Genomic DNA, 14266 nt, shown 5'->3' with positions numbered 1-14266 from the left:
TTGAATTGTGTTTGTTTGGTCACTTATACAATATCAAAGATCGGGCTCCTTTTCACTTAATTAGTGAAAGATCGATTGGCTATTTTTAATTGATTTGATGCGGTTTATTCAGGTTTTATGATTGGGCTATGAATAATCTAGGATAAAAAACTCCCACTTTGATATTTTAAGTGGGAGTTTTTTCTACTTTACAGTTGAAAACGTTCGATTTGATCAAAATATCCTTCTTTTGCTAAGATTTCCTTTTGAATCGGAGCGAACAAATCATAGTGAGGATATTTAGGATCCAAATCAATCCATTCAGGTCTTAGCTGATATTGCTTCCCCCACTCAATTAATTTATCAAGATCAGCACAACCTACCTTCGTCACACTCGTCGCATGTGGAAAGCGCTCATCTAACCAGTAATGCGTAATAAATGCAATCTCATTCGCTAAAACATTCTGTTGCCATTTTTTCAATTCTACTCGATTAATTCCAAATGCCATTTTACTGATCGTCTCCTAATGCACTTAAGTACTTTTCATGCCAATCTGGGAACTTACGTCTAACAGAAAGCGGGCGAAAACTTTCTGTGTTAACGATCACGTGATCTGTTTTCCCTAACACAGCAACTTCACCTTGTTCATTAGTCACTTGATAAGCATATGTTGTTCTTAAGCCATCATAATGATCCAACCATGTTTCTATATAGGCAGGCTCACCATATCGAATTGGTTTCTTATAATCAACCTCAACACGGGTTACTGGAGAAACAACCCCCTCTGCTTCCATTTTTGCATAAGACAAATCTAACGCTTCGATAAAAGCAGTCCGACCAATTTCAAACCATACTAAATAATTCGCATGATAAACGACACCCATCTGATCTGTCTCTTGATAACGAACTTTAATTGGTGTTTTAATCTTTTTCACTCTGTTCCGCCCCCTTGACTGCTTGCCAAGCATTTTTAAAATCTTCTTTATTTAAAATTAAAAACTCAGTGTCAGTTACATGTAAATCTTCAATTCTAAGTGCTTGGAATTGAATGGCTTCATCAACTAAATTAACGACAAAACGAGCATTACCTGATACTATTTCGTTGTTAAATGCATTCGTAAGATAATCTTTTGCCTCATCAGTGATTCGATAGTTATAGTGATCGATTTGATAATTGACAATTTCGAGTAATTCTGCAGTTTGATAATCTTGAAATTCAAAATACTTTTTAAACCGTGAGGCTAGACCTGGATTACTATTAATAAATCGAACCATATCTTGTTTATAGCCAGCCAATATCACGACTAAATTCTCATTGTGCTTCGTCATTTCGTCAACTAATGTGTCAATCGCTTCTTTACCAAAATCATTTTCACCTCTAAACAGTGAATAAGCCTCATCAATAAACAACACACCACCAAGTGCCTCACGAATTTTATTTTTAGTCTTAATCGCCGTTTGACCAACATAGCCTGCAACTAGATCACTTCTTGAAGCAACGATAAAGTGACCACGTTTAAGGAGTCCACATTCCTTTAATAATTTTGAATAGATTTTTGCAACGGTTGTTTTACCTGTCCCAGGATTACCTGAAAAGACAGCATGAAGCTGAATCGGAACAGTTGGATAACCTTGATTTTTTCTTGCCTGTTGAATTTTGACAAATGAAGACAGCTTTTTAACTTCATCTCTAATATTTGCAAGCCCAATCAGCTGGTTTAATTGTTCCATCGGTTCAATATCATCTTTTTCATCACTCATAACCGTTAAATCCTTCGATTCAATCCGCATATGGTCAAGCCAACCATCATTTTCCTTAACAGTAATCGCTGCACCTTTTTTGAAGATCGCCTTCATAACTAGGTCGCGGACCGTTCTTGCATTCCCGAATGTATCATCAACTTTAGCACGTTCAATTAAACCATAAAACCCGTTTAGCGCTGTTTCAGTGAAGAAATAATCATTGTCTAATGCTGTTGTTTCAGCAATCTCCAATAATTCTGTGATCTTAAAATCAGGCAAATGAATCATATTTTGTTCTGGGAATCGACTTCTCAATCCTGGATTAGACCACAAAAACTGTCTCATCTCTTCTGGATAACCAGCTAAAATAACCGCAAATTTACCAGCAAGATCACCACTTGTCATCGCAGAAACAAGTGTATCAATTACCGCTTGACCATAATCATTGCCACTTGCGTCTTGCCTGTGCAAACTATATGCTTCATCAATAAATAAGACACCACCAACCGCATCTTTAATATAACTGATTGTTTTCTCTTCACTCTGGCCGACAAATGAACCAACTAAATGCGAACGATTGACTTCAATCACTTTACTCGTCTCTAGTAATCCAAGTTCATGATAGATCTCACCAAGTAAACGTGCAATTGTTGTTTTCCCCGTACCGGGATTTCCAGTAATAATCATATGCATCCCTGGCTCGTCGATCATTTGAAAGCCAATTTGCTTACGATCTTGTTGATATTTTAAATAGTGATAGTATTGATTCATATATTGCTTAACTTGTTCCAAGCCAACCATTTCCTCCAGCTTTTGCAGTGGACTCTTTGTTTGCTCAGAATCAAATAGCGGAGGAAAAGCTTGATTGAAGTCTGTTTCCAACTCAATTAACCGACGAAGTGATTGATTCATTTCTCTCGTTGGTACGCCAGATCGTTTGTTTTCAAGCATTTCAATACTTTTTTCAATCAGTTGCTGTAAGTCTGTTAATTCCTCTTGAATTTCGCGATCTATTTTTGTTAAATCTGAATCGATCTGTTGATCTAAACGATTTATCTGAATTTTATCATCAAAATATTGTTTTAAGTATGCTTGCCATTCTTGCATTTTTTTAAGCTTTGACGCATCAAAATCTGTTTCACGAATCGTCCACGTATCCAATTATAATCTCTCTAAATCTTCGAGTACTGCTTGATATTGCCTAATCGCACGCAGAGATTGCTCTGTATCAAGGTTTTGATCAAGTTGATTCGCCCGATCTAATAAACGAGTAGTTAAGTTATCTGTTGCGTGATTTCGTTTCAATCGATGGTAAGCTAGCATCGTATATAGCGCTGCCTCTGCCTCTTTTGAAAAGTGATCAGGCTCTGCTTCCAATTGATCAAGCGCACGTAACACCTCAATTTCTTGATAAGGTGGTGTCGTTTCTATATCTATCCATTGTAGAAGCTCAGTTTCTTTTACTTTTGAAAAAATTAAATGATTCGTCACTTGAACGACTCCTTTCTCTCACCCTCTAGTTTAGCACAGTTTATAACCGCCATACAGTAAGATGACTATTGAATTTATCATAAAAACACCTGAGATAATATTTATTCAGGTGTAAGATAAAAACGATTTTATTAGCAAAAGAAAAACCCGATCAACTAAAATTGAGCTAGCACAGTGATCTTCACTCTAATCAGACCATTTCCACAGGATCTTTGCCTGTTGGACAAGGAAATCCTCGATAGCGATGAACCGCAACTACTGACTCAAACTAAACTGCTTACATTTGTCCTCTCTTAAACAATTATGACATCCTATCCATCTATTTATTCAAAAACACCTTTTCAAGTTTGTGAACTTAAAAAGGTGTTTTTTTATGTTTATTTACAGTTTATTTTTTCAGTTTATCTCTTAGTACCATTTGTAGAATTCCACCGTGTCGGTAGTAGTCGATTTCGACGTCACTATCAAAACGAGCAATTGCTTCAAATTCAGTCACTTTACCGTCTTCAGCAGTTGCTGTCAGTTTTACCAATTGATTTGGTTCAATCGACTCATCAATTGCAATATGAATCGCTTCACGTCCAGTTAAACCTAACGATTCAGGTGTTACTCCTTCTTGGAATACAAGAGGCAGAACCCCCATCATCACTAAGTTACTACGGTGAATTCTTTCATAACTTTGAGCTATAACTGCTTTAATTCCTAGTAAGTTAGCACCTTTAGCTGCCCAGTCACGTGAACTTCCCATTCCATAATCATGCCCAGCAAAAACAACAAGACCTGTATGATCTTCTTTGTATTTCATCGCAGCATCAAAGATTGGCAAAACTTCTCCAGTTGGCCAGTATGTTGTGTAGCCACCTTCTGTACCAGGTGCAAGTTGGTTTTTAATTCGGATATTACCAAATGTCCCACGCATCATGACTTCATGGTTACCACGTCTTGATCCATATGAGTTAAAATGACGTGGTGTCACACCTTTATCTTGTAAGTATCGACCCGCTGGCATATCTTTAGCAATTGCCCCTGCAGGTGAAATATGATCCGTTGTGACAGAATCACCAAATTTACCAATCACACGAAGATTTGATAATGGTTCGATTTTTTCAGGTGTAATCGCTAAGTTTTCAAAGAAAGGTGGATTTTGAATGTATGTTGATTGATCATCCCACTCGTAAAGTGGTTCATCTGTTGTTGCAATCTGATTCCACTTTTCATTTGAATTGAAAATATTTTTATACTCTTCTTCATAGATTTCAGGTGTAACGACTTTATTCACTTGTTCACGAATTTCCTCTGATGATGGCCATAGATCATCGAAGTAAACCGGCTCACCAGCTTGATCATATCCAAGTGGTTCCGTATGGATATCAATATCAACTGTACCCGCTAAAGCATAAGCAACGACTAGTGGTGGTGATGCTAGATAGTTTGCTTTAACTAATGGGTGAATTCGTCCTTCAAAGTTTCGGTTACCAGATAGTACAGATGCAACCGTTAAATCATTGTCTATCACGGCATCTTCTACTTCTTTTGCCAGTGGTCCTGAGTTACCAATACATGTTGTACAACCATAACCAACTAAGCTAAAACCTAATTTTTCTAAATAAGGCATTAAACCAGCATCTTCAAGATACTGTGTGACAACAGTTGAACCTGGTGCTAATGACGTTTTAACATACTTAGGTACCGTTAATCCCTTTTCTACAGCATTTCGGGCAAGCAATCCTGATCCTAGCATTACATAAGGATTAGATGTGTTTGTACATGAAGTAATCGCAGCTAAAGCTAATGATCCCGTTCTCATTGTTGACGTCTTACCGTTCGGATGTTTAATAACAACTTCTTTATCAAACTCAGATTCTTCCAAACCAAACCCTTGATTACCAGCTGGCGCAGTAATTGCTTCGTTAAATGAACGCTTCATATCTGATAATTCGATTAAATCTTGTGGTCGTTTTGGACCCGCTAAGCTTGGTTGTAATTCAGATAAATTAATTTCAACCAATTCAGTAAATTCTGGTTCTGGGTCATTTGCATCATACCATAAACTATTTTCTTTACAGTACTTTTCAACCAAGGCAATTTGTTCGTCACTACGACCTGTTAACTTAAGATAAGCTAATGATTCTTCATCAACTGGGAAGAATCCACATGTTGCCCCATATTCAGGTGCCATGTTTGAGATTGTCGCACGATCAGCAAGTGGCATTTCTTTTAATCCCGGACCAAAATATTCAACAAATTTACCAACAACTTTTTTCTCACGTAAAACTTGAGTGACTTTTAGAGCAAGATCAGTTGCTGTGATTCCACTTGGCATTGAACCAGTAAATTTAACACCAACAACATCTGGAGCTGGGAAATAAGAAGGTTGACCAAGCATACCTGCTTCAGCTTCAATTCCTCCAACACCCCAACCGAGCACACCAATTCCATTAATCATTGTTGTATGTGAATCTGTACCGACAAGCGTATCTGGGAAAACAACTGTTTCGCCATGATCATTTTCAACCTGGTGAACAACGCTAGCGAGGTATTCCAAGTTAACTTGGTGGACAATTCCTGTAGCAGGTGGAACAACGCGGTAGTTATCAAATGCTTTTTGTGCCCAATGTAAGAACTCATAGCGTTCTTTATTTCGTTCAAATTCTAATTCCATGTTTGCCTGTAGAGCTGTCGGAGTACCAAATTCATCAACCTGTACTGAGTGATCAATCACTAAATCAACAGGTACTTCAGGATTAATTTGATCAGCTTCCCCACCTAAATCAACCATCGCTTTTCGAAGTGAAGCTAAATCGACGACTGCCGGAACACCTGTAAAGTCCTGTAAGATGACTCGTGATGGTCTAAATGGAACGTTCGTTTTTTCAGTTTTACCCCAGTTTGCTAACCCATCAATGTGTTCATCTGTAATGACACGACCGTCATGTTGCCTAATCAATGATTCTAGCAAAACTCGAATTGAAAAAGGGAGACGGTCGATTTTTCCTTTTCCGGCTTCTTCTAAAGCTTTTAATTGGTAGTAATTATACTTCTGACCATTGACTTCAAATGATCGTTTCGTATTCAATGTCATACTTCATACCCCCTTAAGTAAGTCATAGTACGTTCAGAATATTTAGAAAAATAATGGCTCGACGTACCGATATACTTTACTATTCTAAAGTAAAATGACGAATATGTAAAATATATCGCTTTAGCGTAGTAAAGAACCACTATTTTTTCATTGTTACTCAACAAAAAAAGACAGCTCCCTGTCTTTTTGAATTCACTATTCTTGAGTTAACTTTGCTGGGTCATAATGCGGAAGTTTGATTTCAAACGTTGTGCCTTTATCATTATTTGGCTTGATTTTAAATAGTCCATTATGATTTTCAATAATTCGAGTCGTGATCATTAATCCTAAACCAGTTCCTTCTTTTTTCGTTGTAAAAAAAGGTTCCTTAACTTGATGGATCAAGTTTATCGGTATACCAGGTCCTTCATCGATCACTGATATTAAACAAAAGTCTCCTTGTTTCTCAACTTTTATTAAAATCTCTCCTGATTCTGTCATTGCTTCAATCGCATTTTTTATTAAGTTAATAAACACTTGTTTCATTTGCGAACGATCAGCATAGACAACCACATCTTCAGGACAATCTAGGACTAACTTAATATTTTTTTTAACCGCTTGAGTATTTAATAAAACGATCACGTCTTCTATCATTTTCATTAACCATTGATAGACATGGTCATGTGTTAAAGGTCTAGATATATAGAGTAATTCAGTTGATACTTTCTCTATCTTGTCTATTTCCTCTATCATGATATTAAAATACTCTTCTTTTCGATCGAGTCCTGCTTGTAATAGGTCAATAAAACCTTTTAATGATGTGAGTGGATTTCGGATTTCATGAACAACGCCTGCAGCTAATTGACCAGCAACAGACATCTTTTCTGACCGAATTAATATTTCTTCTGCTTCCTTTTTGTCCGTCATATTGTCAACTAAAAAGAGATACATGACAGTATTCGTGTCTTCTACGTAAATCGGTTTGATGATCAAATCAACCCACACATGTTTTTCACGAATACTTTTTAATTGAATAGTAAAACGTTGTCGAAAATAAATATCTAATTGAAATGTGTCAATGAAATTTTTATGTAAATGTCTAGGAATGTAGTTTAAAAATGAATCACCAATGATTTGATTGGGAAGATAACCTAATACCTTTTCAATTGAAGATGAAACGTATTCAATCTCACCTTTTGAACTAACAACACCAAAAAAATCAAAACCATGATGTTCAATCCAATTTATAATTGGTTCAGGTAAATTGGCGAGACGATAACTCGGTAGTTGTCTATCTATCGTCAAACGTATCTGATCTTGTTTCACGTGATAATATTCAATTTTTCGCTGAGAATACACAGTCATTCTCCTCTCAATCGTAGATAATCTACCATCGTTTAACAATAATATCATATATACAACCATTTTATCAGCACTCCGACAGAAGACTCCCACTTCAAGGAACGAGAAGGGCTTAGCTTAGTGAGTAAGTGGGAGATGACTGTCGGTTGGCGCTAGCCAAAACATATTTCTTATGATACAATTAGAACATACATTCGCGCGAAGGGAGGTGTGTTCATGCTAGTCAATAAAGCCTATAAATTCCGTCTCTATCCTAATCAGACGCAACAAACGCTGATTAATAAAACATTTGGTTGTTCACGGTTTGTTTTTAATCACTTTTTGGAAAAATGGAATCACACTTACAAAGAAACAGGGAAAGGATTAACTTACAATCTCTGCTCAAAACAGTTACCAACCTTGAAACAAGAATATGCTTGGTTAAAAGAAGTCGATAGCATTGCCGTTCAATCAAGTGTCAAAAACCTGTCTGATTCTTTCACACGCTTCTTCAAGAAACAAACAAGCACACCACGATTTAAATCAAAAAGGAACCCAACTCAGTCATATACAACGAAACATACAAACGGAAATATCGCTCTTTTTGGCAGTAAAATTAAACTACCAAAGTTAGGGCTTGTTAAGTTCGCTAAAAGTCGTGAAGTCGATGGGCGCATAATAAATGCCACGATTCGGCGCAATCCAAGCGGTAAATATTTCATTTCTATCCTTGCTGAGACGGAAGTACATTCACTTCCTAAAACAAAGCAAACGACAGGTATTGATGTCGGGATCAATACGTTCGCCACGCTTTCAGATGCGACAACGTATGAAAACCCTAGATTTTTACGTACACTAGAAAATAAATTAGCAAAAGAACAGCGTAAACTCTCCAGACGCTATCAACAAGCAAAGCAAGATAAGAAACCCCTTCATGAAGCAAAAAACTATCAAAAACAACGGATTAAAGTCGCTCGTATTCACGAAAAGATCAAAAACGTCAGAACAGATTACTTGCACAAAATCAGTACCGAGATTGTCAAAAACCACGACATCATTGGTATTGAGGACTTACAAGTATCTAATATGCTTAAAAATAAACACCTATCAAAAGCGATTAGTGACGTCAGCTGGTCAGAATTCCATAGGATGCTTGAATACAAAACAAAATGGTATGGCAAGCAAGTCGTAGCCATCGCGAAAAACTTTCCTTCCAGTCAACTGTGTTCGAACTGCAACTATCAACATAAAGCCGTTAAGAACCTCGACTTACGCAACTGGCAGTGTCCATCATGCCACACAAAACATGATCGTGATCTTAACGCAAGTAAAAATATTGAAATCGAATCCATTAGACTTCTAACTGTTGGTGCAACAGGGATCGCCTAATCAATAATCAGCCATTAGGTTGATGTTCTTAGGAATCTCCCACTTCAATCATCCCGTAAGGATGATAAGTGGGGGTAGTTCAAGAGTTTCACGATCAATTTAGACCTGTTTTGTTAAAAAACTAGCCGATCTACTTAAAACTACTGTTACATGTTTATTATAGTCATAAAATACGTTTAAAACAAGATAATTCCAAATTAATTAACTGTATAATCAATTAAAGCCCTCATACCTACTGGTAGAAGGGCTTTAATTCATACAATGTTATTTTTTATTTTGATTACTCATTGCACGCATCATTTGATTGATTTTCTTTTGACTTGGTTTTTGCCCCATTTGCATCATTAATGTACGTAGCATTTGCTCATTAATTGGGGGGTTCTTTTCTAAATAAGACATCATATATTTTCTAGCGATAAAGAAACCAAGTGCCGCACCAGCTAATAATGCAATAACGGCAATTAGTATAACCCAACCTGTACCCATAAATCTTTTGCCTCCTTCAACTTATCTCTTTCCTAGTATATAAAACATCGCTCTAATTTACAACAAAAGCTGCGATATTGAGATAAATTTTACTTCACTTAAAAAGGAAACAACTATAGAATTAAATAATCTTTAATTGATTGACTGATTATACAATTGGTTGATTGCAAAATGTTTAGCCGTATTTGACCAGTTAAGTTGATTCTTTTTCGGTGTCAGCCAACCATATTTATTATTTGAATGATCAACAATAAAACAGTGCCGATCTAGCTTCTCTAGTTGAGTTAAGAAATGGTTGTCCATTATTAATGGTTGATTTGAAAAAACAGTGATAATCCGTTCACTCAAATAAACATTTTGCTTGGTTTGGTCAAACTCCTCATGAGGGATTGGACAGGTAATATAATTGAATTGTTTTTTTAGATCTTCTCGACTTGGTTTTTCCATATAGTTTGTAAAAAAATAATTAAGTAGATCTGTTTTATAAAAAAAATCGAAATAAACATCATCTTCGACTAAAAATATATGGTAGCGAATCATTAGACAACCTCCTTTGCTCTATTATATCTTAACATTAAATCAGATCTTGTCATAGTCTGCCATAAATTTTTTCTATTTTTGTCATGTTATGATGAATTCCTTCTTTTACAGCATTAGAAAACTTGGCATTCACCAGCTATAGGCGAATGTTTTAGTTGCACTTATGTAGTAAGAAAGTTGTTATACTTTTTTATCTACCAAAAAAAGAGACCCATCTATTAATGAATGAGTCTCTTTTTGTTTATCTAATTAAAGTCTTATTTTTTTGCTACTGAAAGGTATGTTGCTACGACATTTTCAACTGTGAAGCCGAATTTAGCCATAACTTGGTTACCTTCACCTGATGCTCCGAAGCGGTCGATCGCAATGATTTCACCTTTATCTCCTGCATAGCGATCCCAACCAAGTGATGCACCCATTTCAATTGCAACGCGATTCTTAATATTTTTTGGTAAAACAGAATCTTTGTATGCTTGATCTTGGGCTTCGAATAAATCCCAAGCAGGCAAGCTAACAACACTCACGTCATGGCCTTGAGCTTTTAATTCTGCTTGGGCTTTTACTGCAAGTTGTACTTCTGAACCAGCAGCGATTAAAATACCATCTGCTTCGTCTTTTTCAGCTGGGCTAATGACATAGCCACCTTTTTTAACGCCGTCATAGTTTGAACCTTCAAGTGTTGGTAAGCCTTGACGAGTTAAGACAAGTAGTGATGGTCGATCTGTTGATTCAACCGCTAATCTCCATGCTGCTTGTGCTTCATTACCATCAGCTGGACGGAAAACAGTCAGACCAGGCATCGCTCTAAATGCAGCTAATTGTTCGATTGGCTCATGAGTTGGTCCATCTTCTCCAACTGCAATTGAGTCATGTGTTAAAACATACGTAACCGGTAATTTTTGAATAGCAGACAAACGAACTGCTGGGCGTAAGTAGTCACTAAAGACGAAGAATGTTCCGCCATATACTTTTAGACCACCGTGTAATGCCATACCATTTAACGCTGCTGCCATTGCAAATTCACGGACACCAAACCAAATATTACGGCCTGCATAATTTGTTTTATCAAAGTCTTCATCGTCTTCCATACGTGTATTGTTTGATCCTGCTAAGTCAGCACTTCCACCAAATAAGTTTGGTACCTTTTTAGCAATTGCATTCAATACTTTACCTGATGAAGCACGTGTTGCTAATGTATCCTCACCTGGTGTAAATACTGGAAGGCCTTGATCCCAATCTTCAGGTAATTCCCCATTTTGAGCTTTTTCAAATTCAGCTGCAAGTTCTGGATAAGCTTTTTTATATTCAGCAAATAATTGATTCCATTTTTCTTCTTGCTCTTGACCATCTTTAATAATTTTCTCTTCAAAATCAGCGTATACTTCTTCTGGTACGAAGAAATCTTCATGAGCCCACTTGTAAGCTTCTTTTGTTAAAACAACTTCATCTGCTCCTAATGGTGAACCATGAGAAGTACTTGAGCCAGCCTTGTTAGGAGATCCAAAACCAATCACCGTTTTTACTTCGATTAATGTTGGTTGATCCGTGTTAGCTTTAGCTTCTTTAATTGCATTCGCAATTTCATCAACATCATTACCATCTTCAACGCGAAGAACTTGCCAGTTATATGATTCGAAACGTTTTTGAACTTGCTCAGAGAATGATTTGTCTAAATCACCATCTAGCGAAATGTCATTTGAATCGTAAAGTGCAATTAATTTACCTAAACCTAAGTGTCCTGCTAATGAAGCGGCTTCATGTGAAATACCTTCCATCAAGTCACCATCACTTACAAGCGCATAACTGTAATGATCAACAACATTGAAACCATCACGGTTATACTTTGCCGCTAAGTGAGCTTCTGCCATCGCCATACCAACAGTCATACCAATACCTTGTCCTAGTGGGCCTGTTGTTGCTTCAACACCATCTGTATCAGTAACTTCAGGGTGACCTGGTGTATTCGATCCTAGCTGACGGAAATTTTTCAAGTCATCAATTGTCACATCATATCCTGACAAGTGGAGCAAAGAGTACAGTAGCATTGAACCGTGCCCTGCTGAAAGAACAAAGCGATCACGATTTACCCAGCTTGAGTTTTTAGGGTTCTGATGCATAAATTCAGTCCAAAGCGTATACGCCATAGGAGCAGCTCCCATTGGTAGACCTGGGTGACCTGAATTCGCTTTCTCAATAGCATCAATTGATAACGTACGAATTGTATTAATCGATGTTTGTTGCGTTTGATTTACCATTTTTAAAGAATCCCCTTTCATTTTATGTACATAGATATGTACGTACATTTCTATACAATCTATATCCTATAATGAATTAGCAGAATAAACAAGTCATAATGACGTGTTTTTCTAATTATCTTTATTTTCTGTCCTTAAATGCTTTACTTTCTCTGGTGTCACGTCGGTTCCTTCAGGATCAATGATTTTAACGCTACTCAATTGGTTTTTGAATGATTGACGTAAAGTTTTTAAATACTCCTCCCTTAACAACTTTTGCTCTTTTAGCTCTTCTTTTGTTAAGCGAGATGTTTTTGCTTTATTAGCAAGTTGATTAATTCTAGCTAATTTATCTTTTGTTAACATAACGGACTCCTTTGTTTAATTTATTCCATGTTCTATTTTAACCAAAACAGCTATAATTGTACAACTTCTAGTGCTTTTTAGCACCTTGTTTCTTTGCGAACTAACGTTTGCCTAAGTCGTTCTTACATGTTATAATAATAGAAAATAATGAACGGAGGTTAAATTTATGCAATCATTATCAAAACGTCAAGAAGCTATCTTGCAATATATTAAAGAACATGTTGACTCAAAAGGCTATCCTCCATCGGTTCGTGAAATTGGTGAAGCAGTTGGGCTTGCATCAAGTTCTACTGTCCATGGTCATTTAGCACGGCTTGAAAAAAAGGGATATATTAGGAGAGATCCGACAAAGCCGCGTGCAATTGAAATTATTAAAGATGATAATCTAAATGGCATTCCAAAAGAGAAAACAACATTTGTACCAGTCATTGGAAAAGTAACTGCCGGTTTGCCAATTACAGCCGTTGAAAATATTGAAGAGTTTATTCCATTGCCATCTTCAATCTCACAAGCGGAGGCGAATCTTTTCGCCCTCATTATTGAAGGTGACAGTATGATTGAAGCTGGTATCCTCAATGATGATATGGTTATTGTCAAGCAACAGCAAAATGCAAATAATGGCGATATTGTTGTCGCAATGACAGAAGATGATGAAGCAACAGTTAAGCGTTTCTTTAAAGAAGATAATCATATTCGTTTACAACCTGAAAATGCGACAATGGAACCAATGATTTATAAAAATATTTCAATTTTGGGTAAAGTAATTGGTGTCTTTAGAAAAATGATATAAAAAAAAAAGAGGCTGAATTATCAGCCTCTTTCTTCATTTAAACTTCGATAATAAAGCTTTCAAATCCATCTTGAGCGAGTGCTTTTACTCTAGCTTCTGCATTCGATTTATTTCGAAATGCACCGACGATTACACGATAATATCGCTCATTTTGATGGGCATGAGGTAGAATATAACTTTCATAACCTTGTCGTTTTAATGTTTCAACTTTTTGTCTAGCATTTTTTTCTGCTAGGAATGAACCAGATACAACACGGTAAAAAGGATCATCAATTTTTTGATGGACTATTTTTTCTAAATTGAACGCATGTGCAACACCATCAGCGTGATTTTTGGCAATTGTTTTTAACCAATCACTATTTCTTAAGTTGTTTGCATCATCTCGATGATCAATAAATCCACTTTCAGTTAATACTGCTGACATACGAGTTTCTCTTAAAACGTGAAAATTAGCTTGTTTCTTACCCCGGTCTCTCCAATTTAAATTAGAAACGATTGTATCATGAATTTTCGATCGAATTTGTTCTGTCTTTGATTTGTTCTTAAACTGCCCATTGTATATAAAACTTTCAAAACCATGGCCACCACCTGCATTTACGTGAATTGAGAGGTATAAATCAGCCCCCCACTGATTTGCGTTATTCGTTCGTTCAACTAATGACACTGATTGATCACTATTTCTCGACATTCTTACAGATACATCTTGATAATTTTTAATTAAATGATCCCTTAAGTGTTGAGCAATTATCAGTGTGATGTTTTTTTCAACTAATCCATGACCTACCGCACCTGGATCATTTCCACCATGACCTGGGTCGATAAACACCTTCACCATTTTATAACCC

13 protein-coding genes are annotated in these 14266 nt (G+C 36.5%); 2 read left to right on the top strand and 11 right to left on the bottom strand.

Annotated features, from left to right (window positions below; all coding sequences use genetic code 11):
* Positions 1-188 precede the first annotated feature (188 nt).
* From ABD814_RS03630 to ABD814_RS03605, 6 genes are all read right to left on the bottom strand, one after another.
* Positions 189-488 (bottom strand): hypothetical protein, encoded by a 300-nt coding sequence (locus ABD814_RS03630; RefSeq protein ID WP_344910419.1) that lies wholly within the window; start codon positions 486-488, stop codon positions 189-191.
* A 1-nt stretch (position 489) separates the two neighbouring features.
* On the bottom strand, positions 490-915 hold the full coding sequence (locus ABD814_RS03625) for an acyl-CoA thioesterase (RefSeq protein ID WP_344910417.1): 426 nt from the start codon (positions 913-915) through the stop codon (positions 490-492).
* A complete protein-coding gene (locus tag ABD814_RS03620) occupies positions 902-2884 on the bottom strand; it encodes an AAA family ATPase (RefSeq protein WP_344910415.1) in 1983 nt (660 codons plus the stop codon). The genes ABD814_RS03625 and ABD814_RS03620 overlap by 14 nt, the downstream gene beginning before the upstream one ends.
* Complete coding sequence (locus ABD814_RS03615; protein ID WP_344910413.1) at positions 2885-3214, bottom strand: hypothetical protein; 330 nt, start codon at positions 3212-3214, stop codon at positions 2885-2887. It lies immediately after the preceding gene.
* Positions 3215-3602: 388 nt separating this feature from the next.
* On the bottom strand, positions 3603-6296 hold the full coding sequence (gene acnA, locus ABD814_RS03610) for an aconitate hydratase AcnA (RefSeq protein ID WP_344910411.1): 2694 nt from the start codon (positions 6294-6296) through the stop codon (positions 3603-3605).
* A gap of 195 nt (positions 6297-6491) precedes the next feature.
* Positions 6492-7640 carry an ATP-binding protein gene (locus ABD814_RS03605; RefSeq protein ID WP_344910409.1) on the bottom strand — a complete coding sequence of 383 codons (1149 nt, stop codon included), beginning with the start codon at positions 7638-7640 and terminating at the stop codon, positions 6492-6494.
* Between the two features lie 213 nt (positions 7641-7853).
* Between ABD814_RS03605 and tnpB the strand changes: the two genes are divergently transcribed.
* Entirely contained in the window at positions 7854-9005 is a 1152-nt protein-coding gene (gene tnpB / locus ABD814_RS03600) for an IS200/IS605 family element RNA-guided endonuclease TnpB (protein WP_344910407.1), read from the top strand.
* 264 nt (positions 9006-9269) lie between these two features.
* On the opposite strand, the gene ABD814_RS03595 is transcribed toward tnpB, so the two are convergent.
* From ABD814_RS03595 to ABD814_RS03580, 4 genes are all read right to left on the bottom strand, one after another.
* On the bottom strand, positions 9270-9491 hold the full coding sequence (locus tag ABD814_RS03595; RefSeq protein ID WP_344910405.1) for a YneF family protein: 222 nt from the start codon (positions 9489-9491) through the stop codon (positions 9270-9272).
* Positions 9492-9623: 132 nt separating this feature from the next.
* Positions 9624-10031: a sporulation inhibitor of replication protein SirA gene (gene sirA, locus ABD814_RS03590; RefSeq protein ID WP_344910404.1), complete on the bottom strand. Its 408-nt coding sequence runs from the start codon at positions 10029-10031 to the stop codon at positions 9624-9626.
* A gap of 257 nt (positions 10032-10288) precedes the next feature.
* Positions 10289-12286: a transketolase gene (gene tkt, locus ABD814_RS03585; protein ID WP_344910402.1), complete on the bottom strand. Its 1998-nt coding sequence runs from the start codon at positions 12284-12286 to the stop codon at positions 10289-10291.
* A gap of 111 nt (positions 12287-12397) precedes the next feature.
* Positions 12398-12631: a DUF896 domain-containing protein gene (locus ABD814_RS03580; protein ID WP_344910400.1), complete on the bottom strand. Its 234-nt coding sequence runs from the start codon at positions 12629-12631 to the stop codon at positions 12398-12400.
* Positions 12632-12797: 166 nt separating this feature from the next.
* Between ABD814_RS03580 and lexA the strand changes: the two genes are divergently transcribed.
* Entirely contained in the window at positions 12798-13421 is a 624-nt protein-coding gene (lexA, locus tag ABD814_RS03575) for a transcriptional repressor LexA (protein WP_344910398.1), read from the top strand.
* A gap of 37 nt (positions 13422-13458) precedes the next feature.
* On the opposite strand, the gene ABD814_RS03570 is transcribed toward lexA, so the two are convergent.
* Positions 13459-14256: an N-acetylmuramoyl-L-alanine amidase gene (locus ABD814_RS03570; RefSeq protein WP_344910396.1), complete on the bottom strand. Its 798-nt coding sequence runs from the start codon at positions 14254-14256 to the stop codon at positions 13459-13461.
* Positions 14257-14266: the final 10 nt, after the last annotated feature.

The sequence above is a fragment of the Amphibacillus indicireducens genome, assembly GCF_039539605.1.
In the GTDB taxonomy this organism is placed as follows: Bacteria; Bacillota; Bacilli; order Bacillales; family Amphibacillaceae; genus Amphibacillus; species Amphibacillus indicireducens.
The sequence above is the reverse complement of the archived record's forward strand: the minus strand, read 5'-3'. Positions and strand labels throughout refer to the sequence as shown.